Annotated in this window: 17 protein-coding genes; 12 read left to right on the top strand and 5 right to left on the bottom strand. The window is 73.6% G+C overall.

The features are described from left to right. The first annotated feature begins 3 nt into the window (after positions 1 to 3). The 4 genes from NL142_RS10925 to NL142_RS10910 all read left to right on the top strand — a co-directional run bounded on the left by NL142_RS10925 (position 4) and on the right by NL142_RS10910 (position 4,198). Positions 4 to 1,392: a CoA transferase gene (locus NL142_RS10925; RefSeq protein WP_435079455.1), complete on the top strand. Its 1,389-nt coding sequence runs from the start codon at positions 4 to 6 to the stop codon at positions 1,390 to 1,392. A 73-nt stretch (positions 1,393 to 1,465) separates the two neighbouring features. Further along, entirely contained in the window at positions 1,466 to 2,074 is a 609-nt protein-coding gene (locus NL142_RS10920) for a MarR family winged helix-turn-helix transcriptional regulator (RefSeq protein ID WP_435079453.1), read from the top strand. Continuing rightward, on the top strand, positions 2,071 to 3,015 hold the full coding sequence (locus tag NL142_RS10915; protein WP_435079451.1) for an NmrA family NAD(P)-binding protein: 945 nt from the start codon (positions 2,071 to 2,073) through the stop codon (positions 3,013 to 3,015). Before NL142_RS10920 ends, NL142_RS10915 begins: the two co-directional genes overlap by 4 nt. Positions 3,016 to 3,178: 163 nt before the next feature. Further along, positions 3,179 to 4,198, top strand: a complete 1,020-nt coding sequence (locus NL142_RS10910) for an NADP-dependent oxidoreductase (protein WP_435079449.1) — start codon at positions 3,179 to 3,181, stop codon at positions 4,196 to 4,198. On the opposite strand, the gene NL142_RS10905 is transcribed toward NL142_RS10910, so the two are convergent. After that, positions 4,143 to 5,330 carry a YihY/virulence factor BrkB family protein gene (locus NL142_RS10905; RefSeq protein ID WP_435079447.1) on the bottom strand — a complete coding sequence of 396 codons (1,188 nt, stop codon included), beginning with the start codon at positions 5,328 to 5,330 and terminating at the stop codon, positions 4,143 to 4,145. The two genes, NL142_RS10910 and NL142_RS10905, sit on opposite strands and share 56 nt — an antisense overlap. A gap of 91 nt (positions 5,331 to 5,421) precedes the next feature. Between NL142_RS10905 and NL142_RS10900 the strand changes: the two genes are divergently transcribed. From NL142_RS10900 to NL142_RS10875, 6 genes are all read left to right on the top strand, one after another. After that, on the top strand, positions 5,422 to 7,005 hold the full coding sequence (locus NL142_RS10900) for a CYTH and CHAD domain-containing protein (RefSeq protein ID WP_435079445.1): 1,584 nt from the start codon (positions 5,422 to 5,424) through the stop codon (positions 7,003 to 7,005). A 23-nt stretch (positions 7,006 to 7,028) separates the two neighbouring features. Beyond that, a complete protein-coding gene (locus NL142_RS10895) occupies positions 7,029 to 8,663 on the top strand; it encodes a carboxylesterase/lipase family protein (RefSeq protein WP_435079443.1) in 1,635 nt (544 codons plus the stop codon). A gap of 118 nt (positions 8,664 to 8,781) precedes the next feature. Next, on the top strand, positions 8,782 to 9,963 hold the full coding sequence (locus tag NL142_RS10890) for an inorganic phosphate transporter (RefSeq protein WP_194684644.1): 1,182 nt from the start codon (positions 8,782 to 8,784) through the stop codon (positions 9,961 to 9,963). Continuing rightward, a complete protein-coding gene (locus NL142_RS10885; RefSeq protein ID WP_012298545.1) occupies positions 9,960 to 10,211 on the top strand; it encodes a hypothetical protein in 252 nt (83 codons plus the stop codon). Before NL142_RS10890 ends, NL142_RS10885 begins: the two co-directional genes overlap by 4 nt. A 126-nt stretch (positions 10,212 to 10,337) precedes the next feature. Beyond that, entirely contained in the window at positions 10,338 to 11,813 is a 1,476-nt protein-coding gene (locus NL142_RS10880) for an NCS2 family permease (RefSeq protein WP_194684643.1), read from the top strand. Positions 11,814 to 11,909: 96 nt separating this feature from the next. Then, a complete protein-coding gene (locus NL142_RS10875; RefSeq protein ID WP_435079440.1) occupies positions 11,910 to 13,187 on the top strand; it encodes an Nramp family divalent metal transporter in 1,278 nt (425 codons plus the stop codon). Between the two features lie 18 nt (positions 13,188 to 13,205). Here the strand turns inward: NL142_RS10875 and NL142_RS10870 are convergent, their stop codons facing one another. After that, complete coding sequence (locus NL142_RS10870; protein ID WP_194684641.1) at positions 13,206 to 13,727, bottom strand: GtrA family protein; 522 nt, start codon at positions 13,725 to 13,727, stop codon at positions 13,206 to 13,208. 189 nt (positions 13,728 to 13,916) lie between these two features. Here NL142_RS10870 and NL142_RS10865 point away from each other — a divergent pair, with 189 nt between their 5' ends. After that, positions 13,917 to 14,663 (top strand): polyprenol monophosphomannose synthase, encoded by a 747-nt coding sequence (locus NL142_RS10865; protein WP_194684640.1) that lies wholly within the window; start codon positions 13,917 to 13,919, stop codon positions 14,661 to 14,663. Between the two features lie 21 nt (positions 14,664 to 14,684). On the opposite strand, the gene NL142_RS10860 is transcribed toward NL142_RS10865, so the two are convergent. Then, the gene (locus NL142_RS10860; protein ID WP_435079437.1) at positions 14,685 to 15,536 is read right to left on the bottom strand and encodes a DUF429 domain-containing protein; all 852 of its coding nucleotides are present in this window, start codon (positions 15,534 to 15,536) and stop codon (positions 14,685 to 14,687) included. Positions 15,537 to 15,642: 106 nt separating this feature from the next. On the opposite strand from NL142_RS10860, the gene NL142_RS10855 reads away from it, so the two are divergent. Then, entirely contained in the window at positions 15,643 to 17,160 is a 1,518-nt protein-coding gene (locus tag NL142_RS10855; protein ID WP_194684638.1) for an aspartate ammonia-lyase, read from the top strand. 78 nt (positions 17,161 to 17,238) lie between these two features. Here the strand turns inward: NL142_RS10855 and NL142_RS10850 are convergent, their stop codons facing one another. Both NL142_RS10850 and NL142_RS10845 read right to left on the bottom strand, forming a co-directional pair. Beyond that, positions 17,239 to 18,150 (bottom strand): hypothetical protein, encoded by a 912-nt coding sequence (locus NL142_RS10850; protein ID WP_435079434.1) that lies wholly within the window; start codon positions 18,148 to 18,150, stop codon positions 17,239 to 17,241. A 43-nt stretch (positions 18,151 to 18,193) separates the two neighbouring features. Continuing rightward, positions 18,194 to 18,331 carry a hypothetical protein gene (locus NL142_RS10845; protein ID WP_194684636.1) on the bottom strand — a complete coding sequence of 46 codons (138 nt, stop codon included), beginning with the start codon at positions 18,329 to 18,331 and terminating at the stop codon, positions 18,194 to 18,196. Between the last annotated feature and the right edge of the window lie 23 nt (positions 18,332 to 18,354).

The raw sequence follows: 18,354 nt of genomic DNA, 5'->3' as shown, positions 1-18,354 counted from the left end.
GGCATGACGACCCCGGGATCCGACGACGCCTCCGGGCTCGCAGCCGCGGCCACCCTGCTGGGCGCGACCGCTCCGACGCGCGTCGTGGGCCGCGGCGCCCTCCGCTCCGCGCTGCCCGTCACGGATCTCGTCGTGTCCGCGATCGGGCTGCTCGGCGGCGCCGTGGCGGCTCTCGCCGAGGCCGCCGACCTGGCCGGTCCCCGCGAGGCCGTCGTCCACCGCGGACGCGCCGAGGCGTGGTGCGGGCAGCACGTGGAGCCCGTGGGGTGGGCGCTGCCCTCGCCGTGGGATCCGCTCTCCGGCTCGTTCCCGACCCGCGACGGCTCGTGGATCCGCACGCACGCCAACGCGCCCCGCCACCGTGCCGCGCTGCTGTCGGTGACGGGCTGCGCGCCCGACGCCGACGTCGCGGCGCTGACCCGGGCGATCGCCGGGTGGGATGCCCTCGCCCTCGAGGACGCGGTCGTCGCGGCGGGCGGGGTGGCCGCTGCCCTGCGGAGCGCGGGGGAGTGGGCCGCGACGGGGGCCGGCCGGGCCGTCGCCGCCGAGCCGCTCATCGCGCGCCAGGACGGCGGCGCGGTCGCCGGGTCCTCCGGCTGGCGGCCGAGCGCGGAGGCGCCGCTCGCGGGGATCCGCGTGCTCGACCTCACGCGCGTCATCGCGGGCCCGGCCTGCACGCAGGCGCTCGCGGCGCTCGGCGCGGACGTGCTGCGCGTGGATCCGCATGACTGGGACGAGCCCGCCGTGCTGCCGCTCGTCATGGCGGGCAAGCGGACCGCGCGCCTCGACGCCCGCACGCCGGAGGGTCACGCGCGCCTCACGGAGCTCATGGCGGGCGCCGACGTGCTCGTGCACGGCTATCGTCCCGGTGCCCTCGACGCGCTCGGGTTCCCGCGTGAGGAGAGGGAGCGGATCCGCCCGGGCCTCGTGGACGTGGCCGTCGACGCGTACGGCTGGACGGGTCCGTGGGCCGGACGCCGCGGCTTCGACTCGATCGTGCAGAGCGCATCCGGGATCGCGCACGCGGGCATGGTCGCGGCGGGCGGCGACCGGCCCGTGCCGCTACCCGTGCAGGCGCTCGACTGGAGCACGGGGTACCTCGCGGCGGCGTCCGCTGTCGCCGGGCTCGCGCGGCGGGCCGGCACCGGGCGCGGATCCTCGTGGCGGCTCTCGCTCGCGCGCACGGCGCACGCGCTGCTGGCCCTGCCGCGCTCCGCGGGGCAGGGCGACGTGGACGAGGCCGGGGACGCGGAGGACGAGCCCCCGCGGCTCGTGACCAGCCCGCGCGGCGGCGCGCGCATGACGGCGTCGCCCCTGCGCGTCGGCCCCGCGTCGCTCTCCCCGACCTGGATTCCCACGGCGCTGGGCGGGGATGCGCCGAGCTGGCGCTGAACCGGCGGTCGCCGTCACACGGTCGGACAGATGATCTTGACGAAAGACGATCTCTTGGGCATATGATCTCCGCATGAGCTCATCCACCGCGACCCGCGACCGGGGTCACGCCGACGTGGACGCATCCGGCATCGACTGGGGCTCCGGCGGCATCGAGACGCAGTTCGGCTGGTCCATCCAGGCCGTCTACCAGGGCTTCGTGCGCACCGCGCAGGCCGCCGTCGCGGACGTGCCCGGCGGACCCCGCGGGTACCAGGTGCTCGTCGCGATCACCACGGAGGAGCCGTCGTCGCAGCTGGCCCTCGCGCAGCGGCTCGGCATCGACAAGACGCAGATGACGTACGTGATCGACGCGCTCGCCGCGGGCGGGCACGTCGAGCGCCAGCCGCACCCGCGCGACAGGCGGATCCGGCAGGTCGTGCCGACCGACGCCGGGCGCGCCCTGCTCGCCACGGCGCGCGTCGCGCTCGGCGAGGTGGAGGACGGCCTGATGGGCGCCCTCGAGCCCGACGAGCGCGTCGCGCTCCGGCGCCTCCTCGCCCGCGTCGCACTCGGGATCGGCGAGGCCGCCGGACCGGCCGCCGAGCCGGCGGAGACGGAGCGCCTCGAGCAGCCCGTCGCCGCCCCCCATCGTTCGCGCCGACCGGCGCGCCGCACCACCCCAGAGGGAGACCCCGCATGAGCCCCCCGAACCCCGCATCCGCATCCGGCCCCGTCGTCGTCGCCGGCGCCACCGGCGACCTCGGCCGCCGCATCGTCCGCGAGCTGCTCGCCGCAGGCGTCCGCGTCCGCGTCCTCACCCGCCCCGGCAGCACCTCGGCGGCCGAGGCGTGGGGCGACGACCCGCGCGTCGAGGTCGTCGAGGCGGCGTACACCGACCGGGCCGCCCTGATCCGCGCGGTCGCCGGCGCCCGCGTCGTCGTCTCCGCCGTGAGCGGCGCCCGTGCCGTGATCGTCGGGGCGCAGCGGGCGCTCCTGACGGCGGCGGTCGCGGCCGGCGTGCCGCGCTTCATCCCCTCGGACTACTCCTCCGACTACCGCCGGGTCACGCCGGGCAGCAACCGCAACTTCGAGCTGCGGCGCGAGTTCGCGTCCGACCTCGACGCGGCGCCGATCCGGGCCACCTCGGTGCTCAACGGCGCCTTCGCCGACATGCTCACCGGGCAGGCGCCCATCGTGCTGTTCGACCGGCGCCGCGTCCTCTACTGGTCGTCCGCCGACCAGGTGCTCGACTTCACGACCAAGGACGACACGGCCCGCGTGACGGCGCTCGTCGCGCTCGACGACGACGCGCCCCGCGTGGTCGAGGTGGCGGGGGACCGGGTCACCGCGCGCGACCTCGCGCGCACCATGACGGAGATCACGGGCACGCCGTTCGCGCTGCAGTGGGCGGGCAGCACGGGGGTCCTCTCCACGGCGGCCAAGGCGATGCGCCGCGTCGGGCGCGACGAGCAGGAGACCTTCCCGGCCTGGCAGGGGATGCAGTACCTCGTGAGCATGTACAGCGGCGAGGCGGAGCTCCTGCACGTCGACCGCGAGCGGTTCGGCGCGCACACCTGGACGAGCGTGCGGGACGTGCTCGCCGCGCACGTCGCCGAGCGCGGAGCATCGACCGCCGCGTAGCCGCACGTGGGATCGGGGCGGCCGGGCGACGCGCCCGGCCGTCCCGTCACGAGGCCACGGTTCGCTGGGTGCCGCGTCCAGCGGGCGGTGGAAGGGTGGGGCCGCGCCACGAGCGCCGCGGGCCGGCCGTCCGACCGCCCGCACCCGAGAACGAAGGAGACCCATGTCTGCACGCAGCATCCAGTGGCAGCTGGCGAAGCGCCCCACCGGCGAGCCCACCCCCGACGACGTCCGCCGCGTCGAGGTCGACCTGCCCGACCTGCAGGACGGCGAGGTCCGCGTCGAGAACGAGTTCATCTCCGTCGACCCCTACATGCGCGGCCGCATGAACGACGTGCCGTCCTACGTGCCGCCGTTCCAGCTCGACGAGGCCATGACCGGATCCGCCGTCGGCCGCGTCGTCGAGTCCCGCTCCGACGACCTCGCGGTCGGCACGCTCGTCAGCCACATGCTCGGCTGGCGCGACGTCGCCCAGGGCCAGGCCGGCGGCTTCCGCCCCGTGCCCGAGGTCCCGGGCGTCGCGTCCTCCGCGCACCTCGGCGTGCTGGGCCTCACGGGCCTCACCGCGTACGTCGGCCTGACCCGCATCGCGTCGATCAAGGAGGGCGACGTCGTCTTCGTGTCCGGCGCGGCCGGCGCGGTCGGCTCGATGGTCGGCCAGATCGCCCGCCTGCTCGGCGCCTCGCGCGTCGTCGGCAGCGCCGGATCCGCGGAGAAGGTCGAGCGACTCACCTCGCACCTCGGCTTCGACGCCGCGTTCGACTACCACGGCGGCGACCTCGAGCAGAAGCTCGCGGAGGCGGCGCCCGACGGCATCGACCTCTACTTCGACAACGTCGGCGGCGACCACCTGTCGGCCGCGCTCGGCGCCCTGAACAATGGCGGACGCGTGGCCAACTGCGGGTCGATCTCGACCTACAACTCCACCGGCGAGGAGATCGCGATCCGCAACACGGGCCGCATCGTCACGCGCGGCCTCACGCTCCGCGGCTTCACCCTCGGCAACCACCAGGACCTCGCGCCCGAGTTCGCCCAGAAGATGGGCCCGTGGCTGTCGGAGGGCCGCATCACGGCCGACGAGACCGTGATCGACGGCATCGACCGCGCCTTCGAGGCCTTCACCGGCCTCATGCGCGGCGAGAACGTCGGGAAGATGGTCGTGCGGACCCGCGCTTCCGCCTGACCCGCACCTCCCTCGTGTCGTCCTCGGGGAGCGTCTGCGGTGCATCCGCCCGGCGCTCCCCGGGGTTCGACGCGTGTCGCCCCGAGCGCGCCTCTCGCAGGCGCCGCCCCTCGTCCTCGAGGAGGGCGCGGCGCCGGGCGAGCCGGTCGGCGCGGGTCGTGTCGCGCACGGGCAGCCGCAGCGCGTGCTCGGCCGGGATCCCCGCCTGCAGCTGCCGGGCGCGGATGATCTCCACGTCGAGCTCCCCGCCCAGCACGAGCGACAGGTTCCCGATGTAGAGCCACAGCAGCAGCACGATCACCGCGCCGAGCACCCCGTAGGTCGACTCGTAGGTCGCGATGGTCGTCACGTACCAGACGAAGCCGGCGGTGCCGAGGCCCCACGCGACGATGGCCACGAGGCTGCCCCAGGTGAGCAGGTCCACCCGGCGACGGCGGAGGTTCGGGGTCGCCGCGTACAGCACGCCGATGATCCCCGTCAGCAGCGCCGCGAGCAGCGGCCACTTGACGATCGCCCACACCACGAGCGTCGTGTCGCCGATCCCGAGCTGCGGCCCGAGCGCACGGGCGCCGTCGTCGGTGAGCAGCAGCATGCCGACCATCACGACGCTGACGACGAGCAGCGCGACCGTGACCCCGAGCATGAGCGCCCGGTACTTCACGAGCGGCCGGCCCTCCTCGGTCTCCTGCACGCGGTTCATCGCGCGGCCGAAGGCGGTGACGTAGGCGGCCGACGTCCAGAGCGCGCCGAGGAAGCTCACCGTGAAGGCGATGCCCGAACGGGGACCGTCGGCGAGCTGCTCGACGGGGTCGCGGATCACGTCGACGGCCGAGTCGCCCAGCACGGCCGTGAGCACGCCGAGCACGCCCTCGACGCCGGCACGCGTGTCGCCGACGACGCCGATGAGGCTGAGCACCGCGACCGCCGCGGGGACGAGCGAGAGCGTGGAGTAGAAGGTGAGGCTCGCGGCCATGTCGATGCCGCGGTGCTTCATGAAGCCGTAGACCGCGCGGCGGCACGCGTACCAGCCGAGCTCGCGGCCGATGCGCTGCCGCCGGTGCAGCGCCTGCTCGTCGAGCTCCGCCTGCGGCGCGGCGTCGTCGGGCGCGACGCGGCGCGGGCGGATGGGCATGCCAGCCAGTCTGACCCACACCCGGAGCCGTGGTGCTCCCGGCGACCGTCGGCGGCTGGCCGCGCCGGGCCGGGTGCGCTACACAGGGGGCATGGTTCACACATCCTCCGTCGAGATCGAGCGCAAGTACGACGTCCCGGAGGGGGTGCCCGTCCCGGCCTTCGTCGGCATCGAGGGGATCGCCGAGGCGCGAGCCGCGGAGCCCGTGACGCTCGTGGCGGTCTACCTCGACACCGCGGACCACGTGCTCGCCGACCGCCGCATGATCCTCCGCCGCCGCGAGGGCGGGCACGACGCGGGCTGGCACGTGAAGCTCCCGGCCGACGGCGGCGAGGGCCGCACCGAGCTCGGCTGGCCGCTCCAGGACGGCGACGGCGACGATGGCGCGATCCCGCCGGCCGTGCTCGACCAGGTGGCCGTGCACGTGCGCGGCCGCGAGCTCACGCCGCTCGCGCGCCTCGAGACCGTGCGCACCACCGTCACGCTGCACGACGCCGACGGCCGGGCGGTCGCCGAGTTCGCCGACGACCGCGTCACCGGATCCGACATCCGCGGCGGCACCGTGCGCGCCTGGCACGAGTGGGAGGTCGAGCTGCTGCCGGACGCGCCCGCGAAGCGGAAGCAGCGCGCCGCCCTCCTCGACCTGATCGAGCGGCACATGGTCGACGCGGGCGCCCGCCCCTCCGACAGCGCCTCGAAGCTCGCCCGCGCGCTCGGCGCCGACGCGCTCGGCCGCGAGGCTCCCGCGGGTCCCGCCCTGCCGGATCCCGCGACCCTCACGAAGGAGAGCCCCGCATCCGAGGTGGCCCGCGCGATCCTCGCCCGCGGCGTCCGCGACCTCGTGGCCGCCGACCCGCACGTGCGCGCGGACGAGCACGACGCCGTGCACCGGATGCGCGTCGCCGTCCGTCGCCTCCGCAGCGCGCTCCGCACCCACCAGGACGTGATCGACCCGGCGGCCACGGCGCCCGTCCGCGCCGAGCTCACCGCGCTCGGGACCGTCCTCGGCGGCGCGCGCGACATGGAGGTGCTGCGCGACCGCGTCGTCTGGTCGGTGGTGGAGCACGACACGGAGACCGTGCCCGACCACGTCGGCGACGCCCTGCACGACGTCCTCGACGAGCGCTACCGCCGCGCCCGCGAGCGCGTGGTCCGCGCGCTCTCGTCCGCTCGCTACCTCGCGCTGCTCGACGACCTCGACCGGCTGGTCGCGGATCCGCCCCTCACGCACGACGCGAGCGCCCCGGCGGGTCCCGCCCTGCACGCGGCCCTCCGTCGCGACGCCGAGCGGGTCGGCCGCCGGGCAGCGGTCGCGCAGGAGGCGGTCGGCGAGGCCGCGCGCACCGAGGCGCTGCACGAGGTCCGCAAGGCCGCCAAGCGCCTCCGCTACGCCGCGGAGGAGGTCAGCGGCCGCACGGTCCAGGTCCTCGGCCGGAAGACGATGCGGCTCGCGACCGCCGCCGAGGAGGTGCACGACGAGCTCGGCGAGCACCGCGATGGCATCGCGATGCAGCGGGTCCTCCGCGACGAGGCGAAGCGCCTCGCGGCCCGCGGCGAGGACGCCTTCGCGCTCGGCGTGCTGCACGAGGCCGAGCGGCTGCGCACGGAGTCCGCGCTCTGGCGGGCCGAGCGCGCGCTGGAGCGCCTGCTCGCGACCGCCGTCCCGGGAGCGTGAGGGCGGACCGTAAACTCGATCGGGTGACCCCCGACGCCGACGTGCCCACCCCGGCGTACGACCCGTCGGAGCTCGACGTGCGGGTCACCGGCGGCACCGTCCGCGGCGTGCGCGAGCGCGGCATAGAGGCGTGGCGCGGCATACCCTTCGCCGCACCGCCCCGCGGCGACCTCCGCTTCCGGGCGCCGCAGCCCGTGGTCGCCTGGGAGGGCGCGCGGTTCGCGCAGCACTTCGGCAAGGTCGCGCCGCAGGTCAGCGCGGGCGCGTTCATGGGCGCGCCGCAGGGCACGCCGATGGGGGAGGACTGCCTCACCGTCAACGTCATCGCGCCCTCCGGCCTCAGCCCCGACGCCGCCCGCGTGAACCGCGAGTCGCAGCTGCGGCCGGTCATGGTCTTCATCCACGGCGGCGCGTACGTCGTCGGATCCTCGCGCGAGAACCCCGTGCAGGGCGAGGGCCTCGTCCGTCAGGGCGGCATCGTCTACGTGAGCTTCAACTACCGGCTCGGCGCGCTCGGCTACCTCGACTTCAGCCGGTACTCCACCCCCGAGCGCCCCATCGAGTCGAACCTGGGCCTGCGCGACCAGGTGCAGGCGCTCCAGTGGGTGCGCGACAACATCCGCGCGTTCGGCGGGGATCCCGACAACGTCACCGTGTTCGGTGAGTCCGCGGGCGGGAACGCGGTCACGACCCTCATGGCGGTGCCGTCGGCGCACGGGCTGTTCGCCCGCGCCATCGCGCAGAGCTCGCCGACGAACGCCGTCTACCCGGCCGAGCAGACCGCGCGCTGGGCGGCCGAGTTCGTGGGCCTCCTCGCCGGTCGGGCGGGCCGCGCCCCCGACGACGCCGAGGCGGTCCGGCTGCTCACCGCCGCGAGCGCATCCACCCTCGCCGCCGCGGCGAACGAGCTGATGGTGCGGACGCCCGACGAGGAGCCGGGCACCATCACGTTCAGCCCCGTCATCGACGGCGACGTGCTGCCGGAGCGCCCGCTCGACGCGTTCAAGCACGGACGCGCGGCCCGGGTGCCGCTCATCATCGGCACCAACGAGCGGGAGGGATCCCTGTTCACCGGCCGCCTCGACATCCTCGCGACCACGCCGCCCCGCATCGAGGCGGTGTTCGCGAAGACCGACGAGGCCCACCGCGCGGAGCTGGCCGCGCTCTACCCGGGCCTCCCGAAGCGCCGGGCCGCGCTCGACTTCGGCGGCGACTACGCCTTCTGGTTCCCGTCGATCAAGGTCGCCGAACGCCATGCCCGCTACGCGCCCGTGCACTTCTACCGCTTCGACATCGCCCCGCGCCTCGTCCACCTCATGGGCCTCGACGCCACGCACGGCCTCGAGCTGTTCGCGCTGTTCGACCGCATGGACTCGATGCTCGGCCGCGGCATGACCCTCCTCGGCGGCCGGCGCGCGTTCGTCGCGGCGGGGGAGCGGATGCGCATCGCGTGGCTCCGCTTCGCGCAGGACGGCACCGTCGACGAGTCCTGGCCGCCCTACGTGGGCGGCGCCGACGAGGCGCCGGGCACCGGTGCGCCGGGCACCGGGGCGTCGGGGGAGCGCGCGACCCTCGTCTTCGACGTGGTCGACCGCATCGAGCACGACCCGCACGCCGAGCGTCGCGTCGCCTGGCGCGACTTCGTGCCGCACATCTGACGCCCGGCGTCCGGCGCGGGATGTTCACCGGATCGCCATCCTCCGGACCCCCGTTCGAGCCCGGCGTATGCAGGCCGTTAGGATCGACGACTGTGACATCCGCTCGAGGGATCCGATAGTGGATCTCACCCTCATCGTCGTCCTGGTCATAGCCCTGGCCCTGTTCTTCGACTTCACCAACGGCTTCCACGACACGGCGAACGCGATGGCCACCCCCATCGCGACGGGTGCGCTGAAGCCGCGGGTGGCCGTCGCGATCGCCGCGGTCCTCAACCTCGTGGGCGCGTTCCTCAGCACCGAGGTCGCGAAGACCGTCTCCGGCGGCATCATCCGCGAGGGCGACGGCGGCGTGCAGATCACGCCGACCATGATCTTCGCGGGCCTCATGGGCGCCATCGTCTGGAACCTCGTCACCTGGCTCCGCGGCCTCCCGTCGAGCTCCAGCCACGCGCTGTTCGGCGGCCTCATCGGCGCGGCCGTCGTGGGCGCGGGCCTCGGCTCGGTCGACTTCGGCGTCGTGCTGTCGAAGGTGATCCTGCCGGCGCTGCTCGCCCCCGCGATCGCCGGCCTCATCGCGTACACGACCACCAAGCTCGCCTACTCGATCACGCGCCGCTCGAGCGGCCCGAACGAGCGCGGGGGCTTCCGCTACGGCCAGATCTTCACGTCGTCGCTCGTGGCCCTCGCGCACGGCACCAACGACGCGCAGAAGACCATGGGCATCATCACCCTCACGCTCATCGCGGGCGGCTTCCAGGCGGCGGGCTCCGGCCCCGAGTTCTGGGTCATCGCGGTCTGCGCCGTCGCCATCGCGCTCGGCACCTACATGGGCGGCTGGCGCATCATCCGCACGATGGGATCCGGCCTCACCGAGGTCAAGCCCGCGCAGGGCTTCAGCGCCGAGGCGTCGACCGCGGCCACCATCCTCGCGTCCAGCCACCTCGGGTTCGCGCTCTCGACCACGCAGGTCGCGTCCGGATCCGTCATCGGCTCGGGCCTCGGTCGCCGCGGCGCGTCCGTGCGCTGGAACACGGTCGGGAAGATCGCGCTCGGCTGGCTGCTGACGCTGCCGTCGGCCGCCATCGTCGGCGCGGTCGCGGCGTTCGTCGCGAGCACCGGCACGGTCGGCTTCGTCATCGACGCGGTCGTCGGCGTCGCCGTCATCGTCTGGATCTTCTGGCGCTCGCGTCGGAACGCGGTCGACGCCCGCAACGCCATCGTCGAGGTCGACGCCGCCGGTTTCGCGGTGCGCGGACGCAAGGCCACCAAGGCCGCCCGGAAGGCCAGGGAGGCCGCATGATCGACTGGAGCGCGTTCCTCGTCGTCGCCGTGGCGGCCCTCGTGGGCGCCGTCGCGGTGGTGTGCCTCTTCTCCCTCGGCGTGCGGCTGCTGGCCGTCGGCACCGAGTACGACGACGAGGGCGACAAGGTCTCGGTGACGGGCATCCGCCCGCAGGCCGCGACCGTGGGCGGCTACGTCTGCTTCGCCCTCAGCGGCCTCGCCGTGCTCTACGGCGTGTACCTGATCATCCCGGCCCTGCACTCCTGAGCGGCGGGCGAGGCGCTCCGGGCTGGTCCCGGCCGCGCGCCCGGCCCTAGGCTCGAACCCGTCCCGACAAGGTCGTCGGCCCCTCCCCTCCCCGTCGCCCGACCCGACCCCTCGCGGAAGAAGCCCATGACCGAAGCGCGCACGTCGTCCCCCGCCCCCGATACCCGCGAAGGGCGCGGCGCGCTCGACCGGTTCTTCGAGATCACGAAGCGCGGATCCACGTACGCGCGCGAGATCCGCGGCGGCGTCCTCACCTTCGTGACCATGGCGTACATCGTCGTGCTCAACCCGCTGATCCTCGGCGGCTTCAGCGCGGACGCGGCCACGCTCGACGTCGAGGGCAACTGGCTGCGCGCCTCGCAGGTGGGCGCCGCGACGGCCCTCACCGCGGGCGTCATGACGATCCTGTTCGGCCTCGTGGCGCGCCTCCCGTTCGCGTTCGCCGCGGGCCTCGGCATCAACTCGTTCCTCGCGGTCAGCGTGGTCGGCGAGGTCACCTGGCCGGAGGCGATGGGCCTCGTGGTCATCAACGGCCTCGTCATCGTGCTGCTCGCCACCACGGGCCTCCGCACCCTGATCTTCCGGGCCGTCCCGCGGGAGCTGAAGACCGCCATCACGGTGGGCATCGGCCTCTTCATCGCCTTCATCGGCTTCGTGGACTCCGGCTTCGTGCGCGGCACGGGCGTGCCGGCGTCGCCGCTCGCGCTCGGGATCGACGGGTCCATCGCGTCGCTGCCGACCGTCGTCTTCATCCTCGGCCTCGTGATCATGGGCGTGCTCATGGCCCGCCGCGTGCCGGGCGCGCTCCTCATCGGCATCGTCGCGACCACCCTCATCGCCATCGTCGTGGAGCAGGTCTTCCACATCGGCCCGTCGAACACCTCGGGCGCCACCGGCTGGAACCTGAACGCGCCCGTGCTGCCAGGCACCCCGGTCGCGCTGCCGGACCTCGGCCTCGTCGGCGCGTTCGACTTCGGCGCGTTCGGCCGCATCGGGATCATCTCGAGCCTGATGCTCGTCTTCACGCTCGTCTTCACGAACTTCTTCGACGCCATGGGCACCATGACGGGCCTCGCGAAGGCGGCCGACCTCTCCGACGAGCGCGGCGACTTCCCGCGCCTCAAGGGCGCGCTGGTCGTCGAGGGCTTCGGCGCGGTCGCGGGCGGCGCCACGTCGAGCTCGTCGAACACGGTCTTCATCGAGTCGGCCTCCGGCATCGGCGAGGGCGCCCGCACGGGCCTCGCGTCGATGGTCACGGGCGTGCTGTTCCTCCTCGCGATGTTCTTCACGCCGCTCACGCAGGTCGTGCCGCTCGAGGTCGCGGCCGCCGCGCTGGTCATCGTCGGCACGCTCATGGCGTCGCAGATCCGCGACATCGTGTGGACTGACTTCTCGGTCGCGCTGCCCGTGTTCCTCACCGTCCTCGTCATGCCGCTCACCTACTCGATCGCCAACGGCATCGGCGTCGGCTTCCTCTCCTGGGTGCTCGTGCGCTCGTTCTCGGGCCGTGTGCGCGAGGTGTCGCCGCTGCTCTGGGTCGTCTCGGCGGGGTTCCTGATCTTCTTCGCGCGCGGGCCCATCGAGCAGCTGCTGGGCGTCTGACCCTCGGGCGCCGCGCGACCGGCGGCGCCCGCGCGGCGCCCAGCCCTGCGTAAGGTGGGACAGGACCCCCATCCGATGACGCACGGGAGCCCGCTCATGACCGACCTCGACACGCGCGGCGACGTCCGCGAACCCCAGGAGTCGGCCAAGCGCTGGCGCATCGTCGGCCCCGGCCTCGTGGTGGCCGCCACGGGCATCGGGGCGGGCGACCTCGTCGCGACCCTGGTCGCCGGATCCCGCTTCGGCTACGCCCTGCTCTGGGCCGCGGTCCTCGGCGTGATCATCAAGATCTTCCTGGTGGAGGGCGCCGGCAGGTACTCGCTCGCGACGGGGAAGACCATCTTCGAGGGCTGGCGCACCGTCGGCCGCTGGACCACGTGGTACTTCGGTCCGTACATCCTCATCTGGGGCCTCGTCTACGGCGCGGCCGCGATGAGCTCCTCTGCGCTCCCGCTGGCGGCGCTCTTCCCGGGCGTGGACCTCAAGGTGTTCGCCATCGCGTGCGGCCTCGTGGGCGCCGTCGTGGTCTGGTTCGGCCGGTACTCCGCCTTCGAGAAGATCATCGCGGTGTTCGTCGGCCTCATGTTCGTGACCGTCGTGGGCGCCGCGATCGTCACCGTGCCGAACGTGCCCGCGCTCCTCACGGGCCTCGTCCCCACGATCCCCGAGGGCGGCCTCGTCGTCGCGCTGAGCATCGCGGGCGGCGTCGGCGGCACCATCACGCTCGCGGCCTATGGCTACTGGCTGCGCGAGAAGGGCTGGGTCGCGCCCCGCTGGATGAAGGTCATGCGCATCGACAACTCCGTCGCCTACGTGATGAGCGGGATCTTCGTGCTCTCGATGCTCGTGGTCGGCGCGGAGCTCCTGTACTCCGCCGACATCGCCCTGGCCGACGGCGAGGGCGGCCTCGTGCAGCTCGCCGACGTGCTGGGGGAGCGCTACGGCGCCTTCATGACGTGGTTCTTCCTGCTCGGCTTCTTCGCCACGTCGTTCTCGTCGATCCTCGGTGTCTGGAACGGCGTCTCGCTCATGTTCGCCGACTTCCTCGGCACCGTCCGCGGCCTCGACGTCGAGGACCCGCGCCGTCGCCTCGGCGGCAGCTACTACCGGGCGTTCATCCTCTGGCTGACGATCCCGCCCATCGGCCTGCTGTTCCTCGACCAGCCGATCGGCCTGATCATCGCGTACGGCGTGCTCGGCGCCCTGTTCATGCCGTTCCTCGCGATCACGCTGCTGGTGCTGCTCAACACCGACCGCACGCCGCGCGCGTGGCGGAACCGGCCGCTCAGCAACACCGTGATGGGCATGTCGGCGCTGCTGTTCGTGGTGCTCGGCGTGCAGCAGCTCGTGACCGAGGTCGGGAAGCTGCTGTAGCCGGCGGCCCGGGCGGGCTCAGTCGGCGGACGCGGCCTGGCGGACGGCGGGCGAGCCGTCGGTCGCGGCGTCGGGGCCGGCCTCCGCGGCGGGCGTCGGCGTCCGGAACACCACGAGCCGGTACAGCGTGAAGTTCCACACGAGGCCGATGAGCACCGCGGTGGCCTTCGCGATGTTGATCTCGAGGAACTCCTGCTCCGCGCTCGTGCCGAACATCAGCAGCGAGCGGCCGAACGTCGTGTCGAAGCCGCGCTCGAAGAGCCAGATGACGCCGCTCTGCAACAGCAGCGAGCTGAAGCCGGTGACCGCGAAGAACTTGAGGAACCGGCCGATCGTCACCGCCTCGCCGTGGCGGAACACGAAGAAGTGGTTGAGGAAGTACGAGATCGTGATGCCGACCGTGACGGAGATCAGGTTCGCGGCGAGCACGGGCATGTGCGCCGCGAGGATCAGGGCGTTGAGCAGCACGAAGTCGAGGGCCGTGTTGAGGAGCCCGGCGATGAGGAACCGGACGCGGCGGTCGGCGAGGAGTCTGGTCACGCTGATCCTCCCGGGCGGTCGCCGGACGGTTCGGCGGGTGCGGACGGCGTCAGGACGCCGGGCCTCCCGAAGTGTAACAAGGAGATAACGGGCGACGGCCGTCCCGCGCGGTCGGATCCGCGGTCGCTGGCTAGACTCGACGAGGCCCGGATCCGGGTCATCCCCCGATTCGGAGACGGAACCACCAGCTTGAGCAGTCTCACGATCGTGATCCCCACCTACGAGGAGGCGCGCAACGTCGGGGAGCTGCTGCCCCGCCTCGCGGCCATGGCGGCGGAGAACCCCGACTTCCGGATCACGGCCATGATCGTCGACGACTCCTCGCCCGACGGCACCGCGGACCTCGCCCGCTCGATCGCGCCGAGCGTCGAGACCGAGTCCTTCCGGGTGCGCGTCGAGACCCGCGCGGAGAAGGCCGGCCTCGGCGCCGCGTACATCTGGGCCTTCGAGAGGCTGCTGGGGGCCGAGGAGCCGCCCACCCACATCCTGCAGATGGACGCCGACCTCTCGCACGACCCCTCCTACATCACGGAGATGCTGCGCCGGGTGCGCGGCGGCGCCGACCTCGTGGTCGCCTCGCGCTACATCCGGGGCGGGGCGACGCCCGACTGGAACCTCAAGCGCCGGTTCCTCAGCGTCGGCGGCAACCTCTACACGCGCCTGTTCCTCGGCTCGCGGATCACCGACTACACGGGCGGCTTCAACCTCTACGAGACGGAGCTGCTGCGGCGGATCACGCCGTCCACCATCACGACGACGGGCTACGGCTTCCAGATCGAGATGAAGCAGCGCGCGCTGAAGCTCGCGAAGCGTCCCACCGAGGTGGCGATCGTGTTCATGGACCGCACCGAGGGCGAGTCGAAGATCCCGAGCGACACGCTCGTGAAGAACCTGCTGCTCGTGCTGCAGCTGCGCTTCGGGCTGCGTCGGGGCTGACCCGACGTCACGCCTCCGCGGTCACGCCTCCGGCGCGTGCAGCGGATCGCCGGGGGCGCGCTGGTGCGGACGGGCCGGCGCGATGATCGTGCCGCGCCGCCCGAGCGCGTCGACCACGGGATCCGTCGCCCCGAGCACCTGCGACCGTGCGAGCCCGTGGCGCGCCCAGTACGCGGCGGTCCAGGCGCAGATCAGGCCGTCGAGCAGGTCCTCGAGGTGCTTGTGCTGCCGCTCCACGATCGCGGGGCCGTCGGCGACGAGGGCGGCCGCGCGCGGGTGCGTCGTGACGTCGAGCGGCGGATCCGCGTGGGCCAGCCCCGCGACCGCCGCGAGCACCACGCGGAACTCGGCCGCGCGATGGGGCCGGCGCTCGGCCGTCGAGAGCAGCGGGGCCAGGCGCTTGTAGCGCGGCTTCATGGCGGCGAACCCGAGCTCGTGCGCGCCGACGAGCGTCGTGTAGGGGTAGCACTCGATCATCGTGCGGGCCTCGGCGTCGCGCACAGCACTCGACCCGTCGTCGTACACCCAGCCCGCGTCCTCCAGCCGCCGACGCAGCGCGACCGCGCCCTGCGCGGGCCGTCCCGTGTTCGACGGGTAGGCGGAGATCCCGAGGCGACCGTAGCGGGACGCGACCTCCTTCTCGGCGAGCCGGCTGCCCGTGGCGTTCGCGACGACGAGCGGCCCGTCGACCGCGGCGACCGCTCCGGGGCCGTCCCAGCGGGCGACCCAGGCCACCACCTCGTCGATCCCGCGGGCCGTCGAGAGGTCGAGCACGCGGCCCGACGCCTCGATGCACGCGAGCCCGGTCTCGCGGGCCGGGCGGGTCGCGGTGCCCTCCGCCCAGGCGAGGTCGATCCCGAGGAAGCGGCGCATCCGACGAGCCTATCCGCGGGTCCGGGCGGCCTCGGCGGGGCGCGACCCCGCTAGTAGGGTCGAGGGATCCTCATGCCACGAGCGACGAGACGATGGAGCCTGCACCGTGACCCCTGTCAGCCCGAACGACGACCGCATCCCGACCCCGGACGGCCACCCCGTCCGGACCGAGACCGACAGCCTGGGGAGCATGGACGTCCCCGCCGACGCGTACTGGGGGATCCACACGGCGCGCGCGCTCGAGAACTTCCCCATCAGCCTGCGGCCGTTGAGCGTCTACCCGGAGTTCGTCGTCGCGCTCGCGCAGGTGAAGCAGGCCGCCGCCCGCGCCAACGTGCAGATCGGCGTGCTCGACGCGCGGAAGGCGAAGCAGATCGACGAGGTCTGCACCGAGATCATCGCCGGGCACCTGCACGACCAGTTCGTGGTCGGCGTGATCCAGGGCGGCGCCGGCACGAGCACCAACATGAACACCAACGAGGTCATCGCGAACCGCGCCCTCGAGCGGGCCGGCCACGCGCTCGGCGACTACCGGCACATGCACCCGCTCGACGACGTGAACCGCAGCCAGTCGACCAACGACACCTACCCGACCGCGCTCAAGGTCGCCCTCATCCACTCGCTGCTGCAGACGCTCGACGAGCTCGACCTGCTGCGCCGCTCGTTCCTCGCGAAGGGCGCGCAGTTCTCGCAGGTGCTCAAGGTCGGGCGCACGCAGCTGCAGGACGCCGTGCCCATGACGCTCGGCCAGGAGTTCCACGGCTTCGCGACCACGCTCGGCGAGGACCACGCGCGGCTCGGCGAGCTCGTGCCGCTGCTGTCGGAGATCAACCTCGGGGCGACGGCGATCGGCACGGGCATCACGGCGGACCCGAACTACGCGGCCGCCGTGCGCGGGCACCTCAGCGCCATCACGGGCTACACGCTCGTGACCGCGAGCGACCTCATCGAGGCGACGAGCGACGCGGGCGTGTTCATGACGCTCTCGTCGACGCTCAAGCGGAGCGCCATCAAGCTGTCGAAGATCTGCAACGACCTGCGGCTGCTGTCGTCGGGGCCGCAGGCGGGGCTCGGCGAGATCAACCTGCCGCCGCGGCAGGCGGGCTCCAGCATCATGCCGGGCAAGGTGAACCCGGTGATCCCCGAAGTCGTCAACCAGGTCGCGTTCTCCATCGCGGGCGCCGACGTGACGGTGACCATGGCGGCCGAGGGCGGGCAGCTGCAGCTCAACGCGTTCGAGCCGGTCATCGCGCACTCGCTGCTGCAGTCGCTGAGCTGGCTGCGGAACGCGGCGAAGACGCTGCGCGTGAACTGCATCGACGGGATCACGGCCAACACCGAGCGGCTCGCGGCGCAGGTGGAGTCGTCGGTCGGCGTCGTCACGGCGCTCACTCCGTACATCGGCTACGCCGCGTCGTCCAGCCTCGCGAAGACGGCGCTGATGACGAGCGCGTCGATCCCGGACCTCGTGGTCGAGGCGGGGCTCATGACGCGGACGCAGGTGGAGAAGATCCTCGCGCCCGACCGGCTCTCCGGGCTCGAGCCGGTGACGGCGGCCATGTCCGTGATCACGCCCGAGATGCTCGCGGCGCACGCCGCCGAGGAGGGTGGCCAGGCCGACTGACCCGCCCCCTGACGACGACAGCGCGCCGCGGCCCGAGGGCTGCGGCGCGCTGTCGCGTGCGGGGTGGCGTGCTCGGGATCAGGCGTCGTCGCCGGAGGTGCGGGCCGGGGTGGTGCCGGTCGCGTCGTCGGCGGGCGCGGCGTGAGCGGGCTCCTCGCGGTGCACGGATCCGGCGATGTCGCCCGGCGTCGGCACGTGCGGGGCGTCGGCCGGCTTCGGGGTCGTCTTCGGCTTCGGGGTCGCCTTCTTCGCGGCGGCCTTGGGCTTCGCGGGAGCGGGAGCGGGAGCGGGAGCGGGCTCGGCGGCGGGTGCCTCGTCGGCGTGACCGTCCCGGGGGATCGCCACGGGACCGGTCTCGTCCTCGTCGTCGAACGACGCGAGGGCCTCGTCGCGCGCCTCGGCCGCGGTGAAGACGGCGCGGCGGCCGGCCTCCTCGCCGCGCTCGCGGAGGTCCTCGGCCGTGGCCTGGACACGCGTGCGCGCGTCCTCGGCGGTCTCGACGACGCGGTCACGCACGTCCTCGGCCGTCTCCGCGACGCGGTGCCCGACCTCGGTGGCCTGCTGGCCGACGCGGTCGACGACGTGCTTGGTCTGGTCCGCCGTGCGGGTGCCCAGGTCCTTGGCGGTGTCGCCGACCCGGCCCGCGATGTCCTGCGTGGTGCTGCCGACGCGACCGGCGACGTCCTGCGTGGTGGTGCCGATGCGCTCACCCACGGTGTGCGCGGTGCGGCCGACGGCGACCGCGGCGCCCTGGACCGCGTGGCCGACGAAGTCCGCGACCTCGCGGGCCGTCTCGACCGTGCGCTCGACGACGACGGGGCCCTTCTCGTCGAGCACGGTCTGCGCCTGGCGGACGCCGCGCTGGACGGGCTCGCTCGACCAGACGGAGCGCGAGGTGCGCGCGATCCCCTCGTAGCGCTTGCGCCCGGCGCGCGCGCCCAGGACGTATCCGGTGCCGATGCCGGCGAGGAAGAGGAGACGGTTGATCATGCGTCGAGCCTAGACGCGGCGGACGTGCATCGGCCGGGAGCGGCTACGCGTCCGGCTCGCCCCGACGGCCGGTGGCGTCGTGCAGCTCGTCCGTCTCGGGATCCACGGCGTCGGGCGCCGAGACGTCGGCGTCCTCGGGGATGGAGTGGTCGTGGATCGGGTCCTGCGGCTGGTCGGTCATGCGCTCGACCCTACGCGCGGCTC

The organism is Clavibacter quasicaliforniensis (assembly GCF_051201715.1).
In the GTDB taxonomy this organism is placed as follows: Bacteria; Actinomycetota; Actinomycetes; order Actinomycetales; family Microbacteriaceae; genus Clavibacter; species Clavibacter seminis.
This window is presented reverse-complemented; position numbering and strand designations above follow the sequence as displayed.

Bases quoted from the DNA above. Each gene is read 5' to 3' on its own strand.
- NL142_RS10925 (WP_435079455.1), top strand. From the start codon at position 4: ATGACGACCCCGGGATCCGACGACGCCTCCGGGCTCGCAGCCGCGGCC.
- NL142_RS10880 (WP_194684643.1), top strand. From the start codon at position 10,338: ATGACCGAAGCGCGCACGTCGTCCCCCGCCCCCGATACCCGCGAAGGG.
- NL142_RS10915 (WP_435079451.1), top strand. From the start codon at position 2,071: ATGAGCCCCCCGAACCCCGCATCCGCATCCGGCCCCGTCGTCGTCGCC.
- NL142_RS10845 (WP_194684636.1), bottom strand. From the start codon at position 18,331: ATGACCGACCAGCCGCAGGACCCGATCCACGACCACTCCATCCCCGAG.
- NL142_RS10885 (WP_012298545.1), top strand. From the start codon at position 9,960: ATGATCGACTGGAGCGCGTTCCTCGTCGTCGCCGTGGCGGCCCTCGTG.
- NL142_RS10920 (WP_435079453.1), top strand. From the start codon at position 1,466: ATGAGCTCATCCACCGCGACCCGCGACCGGGGTCACGCCGACGTGGAC.
- NL142_RS10850 (WP_435079434.1), bottom strand. From the start codon at position 18,150: ATGATCAACCGTCTCCTCTTCCTCGCCGGCATCGGCACCGGATACGTC.
- NL142_RS10860 (WP_435079437.1), bottom strand. From the start codon at position 15,536: ATGCGCCGCTTCCTCGGGATCGACCTCGCCTGGGCGGAGGGCACCGCG.
- NL142_RS10875 (WP_435079440.1), top strand. From the start codon at position 11,910: ATGACCGACCTCGACACGCGCGGCGACGTCCGCGAACCCCAGGAGTCG.
- NL142_RS10900 (WP_435079445.1), top strand. From the start codon at position 5,422: ATGGTTCACACATCCTCCGTCGAGATCGAGCGCAAGTACGACGTCCCG.
- NL142_RS10910 (WP_435079449.1), top strand. From the start codon at position 3,179: ATGTCTGCACGCAGCATCCAGTGGCAGCTGGCGAAGCGCCCCACCGGC.
- NL142_RS10905 (WP_435079447.1), bottom strand. From the start codon at position 5,330: ATGCCCATCCGCCCGCGCCGCGTCGCGCCCGACGACGCCGCGCCGCAG.